Origin of the sequence: Enterobacter sp. 237C8 (assembly GCF_034106865.1) — a bacterium.
In the GTDB taxonomy this organism is placed as follows: domain Bacteria; phylum Pseudomonadota; class Gammaproteobacteria; order Enterobacterales; family Enterobacteriaceae; genus Enterobacter; species Enterobacter asburiae_B.
Genome location: NZ_JAWNDF010000012.1, coordinates 37,897 through 54,197, shown reverse-complemented (window position 1 = coordinate 54,197; position 16,301 = coordinate 37,897). Strand labels below are relative to the sequence as shown.

General features: G+C 57.4%; 14 protein-coding genes and 1 other annotated feature. Of the genes, 11 read left to right on the top strand and 3 right to left on the bottom strand.

All coding sequences use genetic code 11. From position 1 onward, the window contains the following. Position 1: 1 nt before the first annotated feature. The 3 genes from dnaN to gyrB are packed head-to-tail and all read left to right on the top strand — an operon-like array spanning position 2 to position 4,615. Entirely contained in the window at positions 2-1,102 is a 1,101-nt protein-coding gene (dnaN, locus tag USF70_RS20265) for a DNA polymerase III subunit beta (RefSeq protein WP_023309804.1), read from the top strand. Next, positions 1,102-2,175: a DNA replication/repair protein RecF gene (gene recF / locus USF70_RS20260; protein ID WP_023309805.1), complete on the top strand. Its 1,074-nt coding sequence runs from the start codon at positions 1,102-1,104 to the stop codon at positions 2,173-2,175. Before dnaN ends, recF begins: the two co-directional genes overlap by 1 nt. 28 nt (positions 2,176-2,203) lie before the next feature. Beyond that, positions 2,204-4,615: a DNA topoisomerase (ATP-hydrolyzing) subunit B gene (gene gyrB / locus USF70_RS20255; RefSeq protein WP_087822896.1), complete on the top strand. Its 2,412-nt coding sequence runs from the start codon at positions 2,204-2,206 to the stop codon at positions 4,613-4,615. Positions 4,616-4,649: 34 nt separating this feature from the next. Here gyrB and USF70_RS20250 read toward each other — a convergent pair whose 3' ends face one another. Then, the gene (locus USF70_RS20250; RefSeq protein WP_087822895.1) at positions 4,650-5,585 is read right to left on the bottom strand and encodes a LysR family transcriptional regulator; all 936 of its coding nucleotides are present in this window, start codon (positions 5,583-5,585) and stop codon (positions 4,650-4,652) included. Between the two features lie 110 nt (positions 5,586-5,695). Here USF70_RS20250 and USF70_RS20245 point away from each other — a divergent pair, with 110 nt between their 5' ends. From USF70_RS20245 to USF70_RS20235, 3 genes are all read left to right on the top strand, one after another. Further along, the gene (locus USF70_RS20245; RefSeq protein WP_320735962.1) at positions 5,696-6,721 is read left to right on the top strand and encodes an NAD(P)-dependent alcohol dehydrogenase; all 1,026 of its coding nucleotides are present in this window, start codon (positions 5,696-5,698) and stop codon (positions 6,719-6,721) included. 115 nt (positions 6,722-6,836) lie between these two features. Beyond that, positions 6,837-7,649 (top strand): sugar-phosphatase, encoded by an 813-nt coding sequence (gene yidA / locus USF70_RS20240; RefSeq protein WP_033144353.1) that lies wholly within the window; start codon positions 6,837-6,839, stop codon positions 7,647-7,649. Between the two features lie 50 nt (positions 7,650-7,699). Continuing rightward, complete coding sequence (locus USF70_RS20235) at positions 7,700-8,929, top strand: DUF3748 domain-containing protein (RefSeq protein WP_320735961.1); 1,230 nt, start codon at positions 7,700-7,702, stop codon at positions 8,927-8,929. Here USF70_RS20235 and USF70_RS20230 read toward each other — a convergent pair. Continuing rightward, entirely contained in the window at positions 8,926-9,258 is a 333-nt protein-coding gene (locus USF70_RS20230; protein ID WP_033144351.1) for a YceK/YidQ family lipoprotein, read from the bottom strand. The two genes, USF70_RS20235 and USF70_RS20230, sit on opposite strands and share 4 nt — an antisense overlap. Positions 9,259-9,506: 248 nt before the next feature. Continuing rightward, positions 9,507-9,578, top strand: a sequence feature (ROSE (Repression Of Heat Shock gene Expression) occurs in the 5'-region of heat shock genes and acts as an RNA thermometer to modulate expression.). Here USF70_RS20230 and ibpA point away from each other — a divergent pair. From ibpA to USF70_RS20215, 3 genes are all read left to right on the top strand, one after another. Next, positions 9,572-9,982: a small heat shock chaperone IbpA gene (ibpA, locus tag USF70_RS20225; RefSeq protein ID WP_008500162.1), complete on the top strand. Its 411-nt coding sequence runs from the start codon at positions 9,572-9,574 to the stop codon at positions 9,980-9,982. It overlaps the preceding feature by 7 nt. Positions 9,983-10,118: 136 nt before the next feature. Beyond that, the gene (ibpB, locus tag USF70_RS20220) at positions 10,119-10,547 is read left to right on the top strand and encodes a small heat shock chaperone IbpB (protein ID WP_032662053.1); all 429 of its coding nucleotides are present in this window, start codon (positions 10,119-10,121) and stop codon (positions 10,545-10,547) included. A 165-nt stretch (positions 10,548-10,712) separates the two neighbouring features. After that, complete coding sequence (locus tag USF70_RS20215) at positions 10,713-12,374, top strand: putative transporter (protein ID WP_039260365.1); 1,662 nt, start codon at positions 10,713-10,715, stop codon at positions 12,372-12,374. Here USF70_RS20215 and USF70_RS20210 read toward each other — a convergent pair. Further along, the gene (locus tag USF70_RS20210) at positions 12,342-13,088 is read right to left on the bottom strand and encodes a GntR family transcriptional regulator (RefSeq protein WP_033144348.1); all 747 of its coding nucleotides are present in this window, start codon (positions 13,086-13,088) and stop codon (positions 12,342-12,344) included. The genes USF70_RS20215 and USF70_RS20210 overlap by 33 nt on opposite strands. Positions 13,089-13,309: 221 nt before the next feature. On the opposite strand from USF70_RS20210, the gene USF70_RS20205 reads away from it, so the two are divergent. Next, positions 13,310-14,932 (top strand): alpha-glucoside-specific PTS transporter subunit IIBC, encoded by a 1,623-nt coding sequence (locus USF70_RS20205; RefSeq protein ID WP_045888265.1) that lies wholly within the window; start codon positions 13,310-13,312, stop codon positions 14,930-14,932. Then, positions 14,929-16,251: a 6-phospho-alpha-glucosidase gene (locus USF70_RS20200; protein ID WP_033144346.1), complete on the top strand. Its 1,323-nt coding sequence runs from the start codon at positions 14,929-14,931 to the stop codon at positions 16,249-16,251. The genes USF70_RS20205 and USF70_RS20200 overlap by 4 nt, the downstream gene beginning before the upstream one ends. Positions 16,252-16,301: the final 50 nt, after the last annotated feature.

Here is a 16,301-nt window from a genome sequence, read left to right as displayed (position 1 = left end):
TATGAAATTTACCGTTGAACGTGAACATTTATTAAAACCGCTGCAACAGGTGAGTGGCCCATTAGGTGGCCGCCCAACGCTGCCTATTCTCGGAAACCTGCTGCTTCAGGTCGCGGACGGTACGCTGTCGCTGACCGGTACAGATCTGGAAATGGAAATGATCGCGCGCGTTACGCTGACGCAGCCGCACGACGCGGGCGCGACCACGGTTCCGGCACGTAAATTCTTTGATATCTGCCGCGGGCTGCCGGAAGGCGCTGAAATCGCCGTGCAGCTGGAAGGCGACCGTATGCTGGTGCGCTCTGGCCGCAGCCGTTTCTCGCTCTCCACGCTGCCTGCTGCGGACTTCCCGAACCTGGACGACTGGCAGAGCGAAGTTGAATTCACCCTGCCGCAGGCGACGATGAAGCGTCTGATTGAAGCCACGCAGTTCTCCATGGCGCATCAGGACGTCCGTTACTACTTAAACGGCATGCTGTTCGAAACCGAAGGTGAAGAGCTGCGTACCGTAGCCACCGACGGCCACCGTCTGGCGGTCTGTTCTATGCCGATTGGCGACGCGCTGCCAAACCATTCGGTGATCGTGCCGCGTAAAGGGGTGATTGAGCTGATGCGTATGCTCGACGGCGGCGACACGCCGCTGCGCGTGCAGATCGGCAGCAACAACATCCGCGCACACGTGGGCGATTTTGTCTTCACGTCTAAGCTGGTTGACGGTCGTTTCCCGGATTATCGCCGCGTATTGCCGAAGAACCCGGACAAAACGCTGGAAGCGGGCTGCGATAGCCTCAAGCAGGCCTTTGCCCGTGCAGCCATTCTCTCCAACGAGAAATTCCGCGGCGTGCGCCTGTACGTGAGTGAAAACCAGATCAAAATCACCGCTAACAACCCGGAGCAGGAAGAGGCAGAAGAGATTCTGGACGTCACCTACGCCGGAACCGAGATGGAAATCGGCTTTAACGTCAGCTACGTACTGGATGTGCTGAATGCGCTGAAATGCGAAAACGTGCGCATTCTGCTGACCGACTCCGTTTCAAGCGTACAGATTGAAGATGCCGCATCACAGTCGGCTGCCTATGTTGTTATGCCAATGAGACTGTAATGTCGCTCACCCGTCTGTTGATCCGCGACTTTCGCAATATTGAAAGCGCGGATCTCGCTTTATCCCCTGGCTTTAACTTCCTGGTTGGCGCAAACGGCAGCGGCAAAACCAGCGTGCTTGAGGCCATCTATACGCTCGGCCACGGTCGGGCGTTTCGCAGTTTGCAGATTGGTCGCGTCATTCGCCACGAGCAGGAATCCTTTGTTCTGCACGGGCGTTTGCAGGGGGCGGAGCGGGAAACCGCGATCGGCCTGACCAAAGACAAGCAGGGCGACAGCAAGGTGCGCATCGACGGCACCGACGGCCATAAAGTGGCGGAGCTGGCGCTGCTGATGCCAATGCAGCTGATTACGCCGGAGGGGTTTACTTTACTCAACGGCGGCCCCAAATACAGAAGAGCATTCCTCGACTGGGGATGCTTTCACAACGAAGCCGGTTTCTTTAACGCCTGGAGCAACCTGAAGCGTCTGCTCAAGCAGCGTAACGCTGCCCTGCGCCAGGTTACCCGTTACGCCCAGCTGCGTCCGTGGGACATGGAGTTAATCCCTCTCGCGGAACAAATCAGCAACTGGCGTGCCGAATACAGCGCAGGTATCGCCGAAGACATGGCCGACACCTGCAAACAGTTTTTACCCGAATTCTCTCTCACCTTCTCTTTCCAGCGCGGCTGGGAGAAAGAGACGGATTATGCCGAGGTGTTAGAGAGAAGCTTCGAGCGTGACCGCATGTTGACCTACACCGCGCACGGCCCGCACAAGGCGGATTTCCGCATTCGTGCCGACGGTGCACCGGTGGAAGACACGCTGTCGCGCGGGCAGCTCAAGCTCCTGATGTGTGCGCTGCGCCTGGCACAGGGAGAGTTTCTCACACGCGAGAGCGGAAGACGCTGCCTGTACCTGATAGATGATTTTGCCTCGGAACTTGACGACGCGCGGCGCGGGCTGCTTGCCAGCCGCTTAAAAGCCACTCAGTCGCAGGTTTTCGTCAGCGCCATTAGCGCTGAACACGTTATAGACATGTCGGACGAAAATTCGAAGATGTTTACCGTGGAAAAGGGTAAAATAACGGATTAACCCAAGTTGAAATGAGCGAGAAACGTTGATGTCGAATTCTTATGACTCCTCCAGTATCAAAGTCCTGAAAGGGCTGGATGCGGTGCGTAAGCGCCCGGGTATGTATATCGGCGACACGGATGACGGCACCGGTCTGCACCACATGGTATTCGAGGTGGTAGATAACGCTATCGACGAAGCGCTCGCGGGTCACTGTAAAGACATCGTGGTCACCATCCATGCGGACAACTCCGTCTCCGTCACCGATGATGGTCGTGGCATCCCAACCGGTATTCACCCGGAAGAGGGCGTCTCTGCCGCGGAAGTGATCATGACCGTGCTGCACGCAGGCGGTAAGTTTGACGATAACTCCTATAAAGTTTCCGGCGGCCTGCACGGCGTAGGCGTCTCCGTGGTTAACGCCCTGTCGCAGAAGCTGGAGCTGGTTATCCAGCGAGAAGGCAAAATTCACCGTCAGCTCTATACGCACGGCGTGCCGCAGGCACCGCTGGCCGTTACCGGCGATACCGACAAAACCGGTACCATGGTGCGTTTCTGGCCGAGCCATGAAACCTTCACCAACGTCACCGAATTCGAGTACGACATCCTGGCGAAACGCCTGCGTGAACTGTCGTTCCTGAACTCCGGCGTCTCTATTCGCCTGCGCGACAAGCGTGACGGCAAAGAAGACCACTTCCACTACGAAGGCGGTATCAAGGCGTTCGTTGAGTATCTGAACAAGAACAAAACGCCTATTCACCCGAATATCTTCTACTTCTCCACCGAAAAAGACGGTATCGGTGTGGAAGTGGCGCTGCAGTGGAACGACGGTTTCCAGGAAAACATCTACTGCTTCACCAATAATATTCCACAGCGTGACGGCGGTACGCACCTTGCAGGCTTCCGTGCGGCGATGACCCGTACCCTGAACGCCTACATGGACAAAGAAGGCTACAGCAAGAAAGCAAAAGTCAGCGCCACCGGTGATGACGCCCGTGAAGGCCTGATTGCCGTTGTCTCCGTGAAGGTGCCGGATCCGAAGTTCTCCTCACAGACCAAAGACAAGCTGGTCTCTTCCGAGGTGAAATCGGCGGTTGAACAGCAGATGAACGAACTGCTGAGCGAATACCTGCTGGAAAACCCGTCCGACGCGAAAATCGTGGTGGGTAAAATTATTGATGCGGCGCGTGCCCGTGAAGCGGCGCGTAAAGCCCGTGAAATGACCCGTCGTAAAGGCGCGCTGGACTTAGCAGGCCTGCCGGGCAAACTGGCTGACTGCCAGGAACGTGACCCGGCGCTGTCCGAACTGTACCTCGTGGAAGGGGACTCCGCGGGCGGTTCTGCGAAGCAGGGCCGTAACCGTAAGAACCAGGCTATCCTGCCGCTGAAGGGTAAAATCCTCAACGTTGAGAAAGCCCGTTTCGACAAGATGCTCTCTTCTCAGGAAGTGGCGACGCTCATTACCGCGCTGGGCTGCGGCATCGGCCGTGATGAGTACAACCCGGACAAACTGCGCTACCACAGCATCATCATCATGACCGATGCGGACGTCGACGGCTCGCACATTCGTACGCTGCTGTTGACCTTCTTCTATCGTCAGATGCCTGAAATCGTTGAGCGTGGTCACGTCTACATTGCACAGCCGCCGCTGTACAAGGTGAAGAAAGGCAAGCAGGAACAGTACATTAAAGACGACGAAGCGATGGATCAGTACCAAATCGCGATCGCCCTTGATGGCGCGACCCTGCACGCGAACTCGCACGCCCCTGCACTGGCCGGTGAGCCGCTGGAGCGTCTGGTGTCCGAGTTCAACGCCACGCAGAAAATGATTACGCGTATGGAACGCCGTTATCCGAAAACGCTGCTGAAGGAGCTGGTTTATCAGCCAACCCTGACCGAAGCCGATCTGAGCGACGAGCAGACCGTGACCCGCTGGGTGAATGCCCTGGTGACCGATCTCAACGAGAAAGAGCAGCACGGCAGCATGTGGAAATGCGATATCCAGCAGAACGCCGATAAGCAGTTCGAGCCTATTATTCGCGTGCGTACCCACGGCGTTGACACCGACTATCCGCTGGAGCACGAGTTTGTGACCGGTCCGGAATACCGTCGTATCTGCACGCTCGGCGAGACGCTGCGTGGCCTGATCGAAGACGATGCGTTCATCGAACGTGGCGAACGTCGTCAGCCGGTAACCAGCTTCGAGCAGGCGCTGGACTGGCTGGTGAAAGAGTCCCGTCGTGGCCTCGCGATCCAGCGCTATAAAGGTCTGGGCGAAATGAACCCGGACCAGCTGTGGGAAACCACCATGGATCCGGAAAGCCGCCGCATGCTGCGCGTGACCGTTAAGGACGCGATTGCTGCGGACCAGCTGTTCACGACCCTGATGGGCGATGCGGTTGAACCACGTCGTGCCTTCATCGAAGAGAACGCCCTGAAAGCGGCAAATATCGATATTTAATTGTCGTTATACCGCACGATAACTGGCCGCGCTTTTAGCGCGGCTTTTTTATGGACGCTGGAAGGTCCAGTGACATCGCTGCCGGTAAACGGCTCGCCAGCGTATCTATCGCTATTCTTACCCTCAGCGGCAGATGCGGCGTCTGCTGCCATACGGCATGAACGTTGAAATGCACATCCGGTGCCTGCTTCAGGAGCGGGACGAGTTTACCCTGGTGAATATCTTTGACGACCATCCAGCAGGGCAGCCATGCAATGCCGTGTCCGGCCAGCGCGGCGTCGCAGATCGCCTGCAAATCATCCATATTGAGCGACGATCGGGGTGTAAAGGTGTGCGACATTCCTTCGTTATCCATCAGCTGCCAGGACAACACTCTGCCTGCGCTCAAATAGTTGATGGCCGTATGCTGGGATAAATCATTAACGCTTTGTGGCTGGCCTTTCTTCAGCAGATACTCCGGCGCGGCGCACAGCACCATGCGGTGTTCTCCCAGCTTTCTGGCGACCAGCACGCTGCTGTCCTGAAGCGTGCCGTTACGCACCGCCATATCAAACCCTTCCTCGACGAGATCCACCACGCGGTCGCTGAATGACATTTCCAGTTCAAGCCCGGGGTGTTCCTGCGCCAGCGCTATCAGCAAGGGGGCGACGCACTGGCGACCAAACAGCACCGGCATGGCAACGCGCAGGCGACCACTGACCTGCTGTTTCCCCGTTTCAAGCAGCGATTCCGCACCCCGAATCTCCTCCAGCGCGCGCAGACAGCGTTCATAAAAAAGGGCGCCGTTATCGGTCAGACTCTGGCTGCGGGTGGTGCGCTGAAAAAGACGTACCCCCAGCCGCTGTTCGAGGCGAGCGATGCTTTTTCCGACCGCCGAACGTGACAAATGCAGGCGAATCGCGGCCTGCGCGAAACTTCCCGCCTCAACGGCGGCCACGAAAACAGGAATATCCTTCAGCGTATCGGTCATGGATTGTATCTATTCTGGCGTCAATAAAGAGAAAACTTATCGCCACTGGCGACCTTTAGTCAACGGTAGACTGTCAGGACTAAAGCTCATCTGATGGCAGGAGAAATAAAATGACAGAGACAATGCAACGCTGGTCCATGGATACCCTCGGGCGCGAGAACCTCAAGCTGACTCAGGCGCCCGTCCTACAGCCAGGCCCGGGTGAAGTGCGCGTAAGGGTAAATGCCGTTGCGCTTAACTATCGCGATAAAATGGTTGTTGAAGGCACAATGCCGATCCCGCTTTCCTTCCCGTTTACCCCGGCGTCTGACATGGCGGGCGTGGTGGACAGCATTGGTGAAGGCGTCACGCGTTTCCAGCCCGGTGCCCGCGTCATCTCAACCTTCTTCCCGGAGTGGATCGACGGTAAGCCGCAGGCGGACGCGCGCAATCTGCCCTATAAAACGTCCGGTGGATACTTCCAGGGCATGCTGTCCGAGTATGTGATTTTGAAGGAAGACGCGCTGGTGGCCTCTCCGGAGACCCTGGATGACGCCGAGGCCAGCACCTTACCCTGCGCAGGGCTTACCGCCTGGTTTGCGCTGGTGGAGCGCGGCCAGCTGCGCGCCGGGCAATCGGTGCTGGTGCAGGGCACGGGCGGCGTGGCGATCTTCGCCCTTCAGATTGCAAAAGCGCACGGCGCGGAGGTGTTTGTCACCTCGGGGAGCGATGAGAAACTGGCGCTGGCCAAAACGCTGGGGGCCAGCCACGGCATCAACCGCCTGAAAAGCGACTGGGCTGAAAATACGCTGGCGCTCACGCAGGATCGCGGTATCGACCATATTATCGAAACCGTCGGTGGAGAGAACCTGAAGCATTCCCTGCGCGCCGTTGCCGTTCACGGACGTATCTCCGTCATTGGCGTGCTCGCCGGGACGGAGATTACCCTCTCTGCTGGCGAACTGCTGCTGAAATCCCCCGTCATTCAGGGGATTGGCGTGGGGCACCGCCGGGCGCTGGAAGATTTTGTCCGCGCTGTTGACGTCACGGGGCTGAAGCCGGTGATTGAGCATCGCTACCGTTTTAACGAGCTTGAACAGGCGCTTGAACATCTGGATCGCGGCGCGTTCGGTAAAATTGTGCTCACCCGCGAGTAAGCCTTCGTTCCCCGGAATAAGCGTAAAAGGGGCATTCCTGTTGCGCAATATAGCTCTATTTTTGTGTGCTTAATCGCGTTAGCATGAGGCAGCACTCATTTATTCCGGGGAACTCATGGCTATCAAACTCATTGCAATCGACATGGACGGCACGCTGCTGCTGCCAGACCACACCATCTCTCCAGCCGTTAAAAACGCGATCGCCGCGGCGCGCGCTAAGGGCGTGAATGTGGTCCTGACCACGGGGCGTCCGTATGCGGGTGTACACAGCTACCTGAAAGAGCTGCACATGAATCAGCCGGGCGACTACTGCATCACCTATAACGGCGCGCTGGTGCAGAAAGCCGCAGATGGCAGTACGGTTGCGCAAACCGCGCTGAGCTACGATGACTATCTGTTCCTGGAAAAACTGTCCCGTGAAGTGGGTTCCCACTTCCACGCGCTCGATCGCAATACGCTCTATACCGCCAACCGCGATATTAGCTACTACACGGTACATGAATCCTACGTTGCGACCATTCCGCTGGTGTTCTGTGAAGCGGAGAAAATGGACCCGGCGACGCAGTTCCTGAAAGTGATGATGATCGACGAGCCGGAGATCCTGGATAAAGCGATTGCGCGCATTCCGGCGGAGGTAAAAGAGAAGTACACCGTGCTGAAAAGTGCACCGTACTTCCTCGAAATCCTCGATAAACGCGTCAATAAAGGCACCGGTGTCAAATCACTGGCCGATGCGCTGGGCATTAAACAGGACGAGATCATGGCGCTGGGCGACCAGGAAAATGACATCGCGATGATTGAATTCGCCGGTATGGGCGTGGCGATGGATAACGCGATCCCATCGGTGAAAGAAGTGGCTAACTTCGTGACCAAATCCAACCTCGAAGACGGCGTGGCTTATGCCATCGAGAAGTTTGTGCTGAACTAAAAACCCGCTTGCGATACCCTGATGCGATAACTGCGCATCAGGGTATCCTCATGAAACAAATCACCTTCGCTTCCCGCAACCACCAGCTGACCAACATCAATACCTGGACGCCGGACAGCCAGTGGCTGGTCTACGACGTGCGCCCGTCCGGTGCGTCGTTCACCGGTGAAACCATCGAGCGGGTCAATGTCGCGACGGGTGAGGTAGAGGTGGTATATCGCGCCACTGACGGCGCGCATGTCGGCGTGGTGACCGTTCATCCTGCAGAAGATAAATATGTCTTTATCCACGGCCCGAAAAACCCGGATGCCGACTGGCGCTACGATTTTCATCATCGCCAGGGAGTGATTGCGCAAAACGGTCAGGTGAGCAACCTGGACGCGATGGATATCACCGCGCCTTACACCGCAGGCGCGCTGCGCGGGGGTAGCCACGTCCATGTCTTCAGCCCGAACGGGCAGCTCGTCAGCTTTACCTATAACGACCATGTCCTGCACGAGCGCGATCCTAAACTCGATTTACGCAACGTCGGCGTGGCTGCGCCTTACGGCCCGGTGAACCCGCAGGGGAACCACCCCCGTGAATATTCGGGAACCTTCTGGAGCGTACTGGTTAGCCGCACCACGCCCAACCCACGGCCGGGCAGCGATGAAATCAACCGCGCTTACGAAGAGGGCTGGGTGGGCAACGGCAGGCTGGCGTTTATCGGCGATACCCTCTCCGCGCAGGGCGAAAAAGTACCCGAACTGTTTATTGCAAATTTGCCGGAAGACGAGCAGGGCTGGAAGCGTGCGGGCGATGCGCCGCTACAGGGCACGACGGAGACCCTGCCTGCGCCGCCTGCGGGTGTGAACCAGCGTCGTTTGACCTTTACGCATCAGAGGGCGTACCCGGGCCTGGTGAACGTGCCGCGTCACTGGGTTCGCAGTAACCCGCAGGGGACGCAGATTGCGTTTCTGATGCGGGATGATAACGGCATTGTGCAGCTGTGGCTGATCTCTCCTGAAGGCGGCGAGCCGCGCCAGTTGACGCGTACCGGGAGCGATATTCAGTCAGCATTTAACTGGCATCCTGCGGGCGACAGTCTGGGGTTTGTGCTCGAAAATCGGATCGCCTGCTGCGACGCCCTGACTGGAGAGGTGACGTTTTTGACGTCCGATCATGGCAACCCACCGTATGCTGATGCGGTCGTGTTTTCCCCGGACGGGCGCGTTATTGCGTGGATGGAGGAGACAGCCGGTTTCCGTCAGCTTTGGGTAACGGAAACCGCGCAGTACTAGCGTGGAGGCATTTCAGCGGGCGGGATGACGGCGTTTGTCGCCAGATTTTCCTGCTCGCTTTTCTCTACCCGCGAGCGTACGGAGTTGTCCTTACGAAACATATCCCACGGCAGCAGAAGCGTATCCGCCACGGCCGTAAACGGCATATCGAGGATAACCAGGGATTTGGTGCCCCAGTTTGTATCGTCATCGGAGAGCATCGCCGCGCTGGCGCGCGTCCCCGGATATGTTCCTTCTTTACCGCCGGTGTGAGACATCACGCTCGAACACCCGCAAAGTAAAACTACCCCGCTGAACGTCGTCAGCTTTATCAGAACATTTTTCATCATCACTCAGTCATCGTTAATGGCACTGCATAGACCTGCAACTCAGGGTTATAGCGAGCCTTATCCAAAATGGATAGCCCTATAACCCCGCACTGTGGCAGCCATCGCAATTTAACCCTTTGTGCTGTTGTCCCAGTCTATGCGAGATGCAGGAAAGTGCAAAAAAAAGTGCAGCTGTCGTTCTTGAAAAGCCCGATTGCAGACCCATTTTAAGAATGTGGCCCGATAACGAACTCGCCTGATGGGTGTTCGGGGGCGCAAAGGCCTGTCCATGGTGGAAGGCTACAATTTCTCGCTGATTTCAGGAGTTTTATTTATGCGTAACTTCGATCTTTCTCCGCTATACCGTTCTGCAATTGGTTTTGACCGCCTGTTTAATCATTTAGAAAATAACCAAAGCCAGAGCAACGGCTACCCTCCATACAATGTTGAGCTGGTTGACGAAAATCACTACCGCATCGCTATTGCCGTCGCCGGTTTTGCAGAAAACGAACTGGAGATCACCGCGCAGGACAACCTGCTGGTGGTGAAAGGTTCCCATACGGCCGAGCAGAAAGAACGTACCTATCTTTATCAGGGCATCGCCGAGCGCAACTTTGAACGCAAGTTCCAGTTAGCCGAGAACATTCATGTTAAAGGCGCGAACCTGGTTAACGGCCTGCTGTTTATCGAACTGGAACGTGTGATTCCGGAAGAGAAAAAACCGCGTCGTATCGAAATTAACTAATTACGCGGGTCGCGTAAGCGGCCCATCCAGACGTGCTTGCCGTAACGGGAGCATATGCGAATCCATCAGGATTTGCAGGAACAACTGCGCACAAAATTAGACTGTGCCGAACTCGCTTCTCAGAAGGAGATTTAGTATGCGTAACTATGATTTATCCCCTCTGCTGCGTCAGTGGATTGGTTTTGACAAACTGGCTAACGCCCTGCAAAGCACCACCGAGCAACAGACGTTTCCGCCGTACAACATCGAAAAAAGCGACGATAACCACTATCGCATCACCCTTGCGCTTGCCGGTTTCCGCCAGGACGATCTGGACATCCAGCTTGAAGGCACTCGCCTGACCGTGAAAGGTACGCCGGAAAAACAAGAGACCGAGACCAAATGGCTGCATCAGGGGCTGGTTAATCAGCCGTTTAGCCTGAGCTTTACCCTGGCAGACCATATGGAAGTGTCCGGCGCAACGTTTACCAACGGTCTGCTGCATATCGACCTGATCCGCAACGTGCCGGAAGCCATCGCGCCGCAGCGTATCGCCATTAGCGAGCGGCCTGCGTTGAATAGCTAATAGCGTGCGGGCTGATGCCATCACCCCGGCCCTCTCCTGTAGGGAGAGGGTGAAAAGATAAAGCCCTGCCCCGGCAGGGCTTTTTTGTGCGCCATCGCCCATACAATCGCATCCGGCTCTGAGAGAATCCTTAGCATAACTAAGGTTATGCACAGGAAGTGGATCATGAGTGATATCGCGTTAACCGTAAGCGTGTTGGCCCTGGTCGCTGTTGTTGGCCTGTGGATAGGGAATATCAAAATCCGTGGCGTCGGGTTTGGGATAGGCGGGGTGCTGTTTGGCGGCATTTTTGTCGGGCACTTCGCCGACAAGCTCGGGCTGGTCCTCAGCGCCGAAATGCTCCACTTCACTCAGGAGTTCGGCCTGATCCTCTTCGTTTATACCATCGGTATTCAGGTGGGACCGGGCTTTTTCGCCTCACTTCGGGTCTCCGGATTACGGCTCAACCTGTTTGCCCTCGGCATAGTGGTGATGGGCGGGCTGGTCACCGCAATTCTGCACAAAATCTTCGATATCCCGCTTCCCGTGGTGCTGGGCATTTTCTCCGGGGCGGTTACCAACACGCCTGCGCTCGGCGCCGGGCAGCAAATCCTGCGCGATTTGGGTATCGAACCCGGCATCGTCGACCAGATGGGGATGAGCTACGCCATGGCCTACCCGTTTGGGATTTGCGGCATTCTGCTTTCCATGTGGCTGGTACGCGTCCTGTTTCGCATTAACGTCGACAAAGAGGCAAAGGACCACGAAACCACGCTCACCAACGGCCATATGCCGATCAAAACCATCAACATTCGGGTCGATAACCCCAACCTGAACAATATGGCGATTCAGGACGTGCCGATCCTCAACAGCGCCAATATCATCTGCTCCCGCCTCAAGCGTGACGATATGCTGATGGTGCCCGCGCCCGGCACCGTCATTCGGCAGGGCGATCTGCTGCACCTGGTCGGGCAGCCCGGGGATTTAAACAACGCGCGGCTGGTGATTGGCCAGGAAGTGGATACTTCACTCTCAACCCGCGGCACCGATATGCGCGTGGAACGCGTTGTGGTGACTAACGAACACGTTCTTGGCAAGAAAATACGCGATCTGCAGGTAAAAGAGCGCTATGACGTGGTGATCTCTCGCCTTAACCGTGCGGGTGTTGAACTGGTCGCCAGCCCGGAGGCCAGCCTGCAGTTCGGGGATATCCTCAACCTGGTCGGGCGCCCGTCGTCCATCGACGCCGTGGCGGATATGGTGGGTAACGCCCAGCAAAAACTGCAGCAGGTGCAGATGCTGCCGGTGTTTATCGGTATCGGGCTCGGCGTGCTGCTCGGTTCTATTCCTGTGTACGTGCCGGGCTTCCCGGTGGCGCTCAAGCTGGGCCTGGCGGGCGGGCCGCTGATTATGGCGCTGATCCTCGGGCGTATCGGCTGTATCGGGAAGCTCTACTGGTTTATGCCGCCGAGCGCCAACCTGGCGCTGCGCGAGCTGGGTATCGTGCTGTTCCTGGCGGTGGTCGGCCTGAAATCCGGCGGTGATTTTGTCGATACCCTGGTCAAGGGCGAAGGGATGAGCTGGGTCGGATACGGCATCTTTATCACGGCGATCCCGTTGTTGACGGTGGGAATACTGGCGCGGATGTTCGCCAAAATGAACTACCTGACGCTGTGCGGGATGCTGGCGGGCTCCATGACCGATCCGCCCGCGCTGGCTTTTGCCAACAACCTGCACGCCACCAGCGGTGCGGCCGCGCTCTCCTATGCCACCGTCTATCCGCTGGTGATGTTCCTGCGCATCATCACCCCGCAGCTACTGGCGGTGCTGTTCTGGGGGATGAGCTAGCAGGTCATCCGGGTGGATGCGCCGCAGATGGTAGTCCACCTGGTAATCACTGGTATTTCGGAACATCACGGAATAATTGAGGAACTCGCCGCTGTCGCTGTAGGAGAGAGAGGTAATTCGCAGCAGCGGCGTCTGTTCCGGCAGGTTCATATAACCGGCCAGCGTTTTATCTGCCAGCACCGGCGTCAGGCTCTCGTAGTTGCCGCTGATGGTGATCCCGCACTCCTTCTCGATGTAATCAAACTTAGACCCCTCAAGATGCGCCAGCGACAGATTGCGGAACAGCTTCACCGGCATAAAGCTGTCCTCCAGCATCAGCGGCTTCCCGTCCACGTAGCGCACCCGTCGGGAAAAGTAGATCCGCTCATCCACCTGAATCCGCAGCTGGCTTGCGATGGCGGGCGGGGCGGGCATCACTTCAAACTGTAAGACCTTACTCTGCACCTCTTTTCCCTGCTGACGCAGCACCTCCACCAGCCCGGTCAGGTTGGTGGTTTCGTGGTGAACGTCTTTGCGTGAGACAAAGGTTCCGCTGCCGTGCCGACGCTCAACCAGCCCCCAGCTCACCAGCAGATCCAGCGCCTTGCGGATGGTCATTCGCGCCACGCCGAACTCCTGCGCCAGCGCTTTTTCGCCGGGCAGCGGGCTGCCGACGTTGTAGTCCGACGAATTCAGCCGCAGCCGCAATCTGTCAGCAATGGATTTGTAGATCACCAGTAGACCTCTCTGCCGTTATCAGGGCGTGGATTGCGTTCTGACATGTCCATATTTACGTCAAAAAGTAGACCTGATTGGTCAAAATAAAACCATGAATGCGATCACGAATCGCAGCGGCACGCCATGTTCGCGCATCAGTAACTTCTTATGCTCACCTCAGGCCAGCAAAAAACCATAAAGGCCTCTACCCCTACAGGTTGTTTCATGAGGATTTAAAAATGCTCAGTCAAATACAACGTTTTGGCGGTGCCATGTTTACCCCGGTGTTGCTGTTTCCGTTCGCCGGGATCGTGGTGGGAATCGCCATCATGCTTCGCAACCCGCTGTTTGTCGGCGAAGCCTTAACGGCCCCCGATCATCTTTTCGCGCAGATTGTCCACATCATTGAAGAGGGCGGCTGGGCGGTGTTTCGCAATATGCCGCTGATTTTTGCCGTTGGCTTACCGATTGGCCTGGCGAAGCAGGCGCAGGGCCGCGCCTGTCTTGCGGTGCTGATTAGCTTCCTGACCTGGAACTACTTCATCAACGCGATGGGGATGACCTGGGGCCACTTCTTCGGCGTCGACTTCTCCGCCGAACCGACGGCCGGAAGCGGGCTGGCGATGATTGCCGGGATCAAAACGCTCGATACCAGCATCATCGGTGCCATTGTGATTTCAGGCATCGTCACCGCCATCCACAACCGCTATTTCGACAAGCCGCTGCCGGTGTTTCTGGGGATTTTCCAGGGCAGCTCGTTTGTCGTTATCCTCGCGTTCTTCGTCATGATCCCCTGCGCCTGGCTGACGCTGCTGGGCTGGCCGAAAGTGCAGATGGGCATCGAGTCCCTGCAGGCGTTCCTGCGCTCCGCCGGTGCGCTGGGCGTGTGGGTGTATACCTTCCTGGAACGCATTCTGATCCCAACCGGATTGCACCACTTCGTCTACGGTCCGTTCATCTTCGGCCCGGCGGCGGTGGAAGGCGGCATTCAGGTCTACTGGGCACAGCACCTGCAGGAATTCAGCCAGAGCACCCTGCCGCTGAAAACCCTCTTCCCGGAAGGCGGATTCGCGCTGCACGGCAACTCAAAAGTGTTTGGCTCGGTCGGGATTGCGCTGGCGATCTGGTACACCGCGTCGCCGGAAAACCGCGTCAAGGTGGCGGGGCTGCTGGTCCCGGCCACGCTCACCGCCGTGCTGGTGGGCATCACTGAACCGCTTGAGTTCACCTTCCTGTTTATCTCGCCGCTGCTGTTTGCCGTGCACGCCGTGCTGGCGGCCACCATGGCAACGGTGATGTACGCCTTTGGCGTGGTCGGGAACATGGGCGGCGGCCTGCTGGACCAGTTCCTGCCGCAAAACTGGATCCCAATGTTCCACAACCACGCCTCGACGGTATTCACCCAGATCGGAATCGGCGTCTGCTTCACCGGGGTTTACTTCGTGGTCTTCAAAACGCTGATCGAACGTCTGAACCTGAAAACGCCGGGCCGGGAAGAGAGCGAAATCAAACTCTACAGCAAGGCCGACTATAAGGCGGCGCGCGGGCAAACCACCGCCCCGGCGGCGGCCAGCCAGCAGGTAGGGCAGGCCGCCGGATTCCTGCAGGCGCTCGGCGGCGCGGCCAACATCGAAAGCATCAACAACTGCGCCACCCGCTTGCGCATTGCGCTGGTGGATATGGCGAAAACCCAAAGCGATGACGTCTTCAAAGCCCTCGGCGCCCACGGCGTGGTGCGACGCGGCAACGGCATTCAGGTGATTGTCGGCCTGCACGTTCCTCAGGTGCGCGACCAGCTGGAATCGCTGATGAAAACCCCTTTAACGAATGAACAAACCACCCTGACAGAGGCTATATCATGAAAAAATTCTCAGTTGTTATTGCAGGCGGCGGCAGTACCTTTACGCCTGGTATCGTCCTGATGCTGTTAGCCAACCGCGACCGTTTCCCGCTGCGCGCGCTGAAGTTCTATGACAACGACGGCGCGCGTCAGGAAACCATCGCCGAAGCGTGCAAAATCATCCTCAGGGAGCAGGCGCCGGAGATTGAATTCAGCTACACCACCGACCCTAAAGCGGCGTTTACCGATGTGGATTTTGTGATGGCGCATATCCGCGTGGGCAAATACCCGATGCGTGAAAAAGATGAAAAAATTCCGCTGCGCCATGGCGTGCTGGGCCAGGAAACCTGCGGACCGGGCGGCATCTCCTACGGCATGCGCTCTATCGGCGGCGTGCTGGAGCTGGTGGATTATATGCAGCAGTACTCCCCGAACGCGTGGATGCTGAACTATTCCAACCCGGCGGCGATTGTCGCGGAAGCCACGCGCCGCCTGCGTCCGAACGCCAAAATCCTCAACATCTGCGATATGCCGATCGGCATTGAAGGGCGCATGGCGCAGATTGTCGGCCTGAAAAACCGCAAAGAGATGCGCGTGCGCTACTACGGCCTGAACCACTTCGGCTGGTGGACGTCGATTGAAGATCTCAACGGCAACGATCTGATGCCGAAACTGCGCGAATACGTGGCGAAAAACGGTTATGTGCCGCCTTCGGAAGATGCGCATACCGAAGCGAGCTGGAACGATACCTTTGCCAAAGCCAGAGACGTACAGGCGCTTGATCCGGATACCATGCCAAACACCTACCTGAAGTATTACCTGTTCCCGGACTACGTGGTCGCCCACTCCAACCCGGAACGCACCCGCGCCAATGAGGTCATGGATCACCGTGAAAAGCACGTGTTCAGCGCCTGCCGGGCGATTATTGAAGCCGGTCACTCCGCCGCCGGTGAGCTGGAAATCGACGAACATGCGTCGTACATCGTCGATCTGGCGACGGCGATTGCCTTCAACACCCAGGAGCGGATGCTGCTGATTGTGCCAAACAACGGGGCCATCCATAACTTTGATGCCGACGCGATGGTGGAGATCCCTTGCCTGGTAGGCCATAACGGCCCAGAGCCGCTTACGGTGGGCGATATTCCACACTTCCAGAAAGGGCTGATGAGCCAGCAGGTGGCGGTGGAAAAACTGGTGGTGGATGCCTGGGAGCAGCGCTCGTACCAGAAACTCTGGCAGGCGATCACCCTGTCGAAAACCGTGCCGAGCGCGTCCGTCGCGAAAGCGATTCTGGATGACCTGATCGAGGCCAATAAGGACTTCTGGCCAGCGCTGCACTAATCGTCCTGACCGGCATCGCCCGATGCCGGTCTCCTTGTCCTTGTCGATTT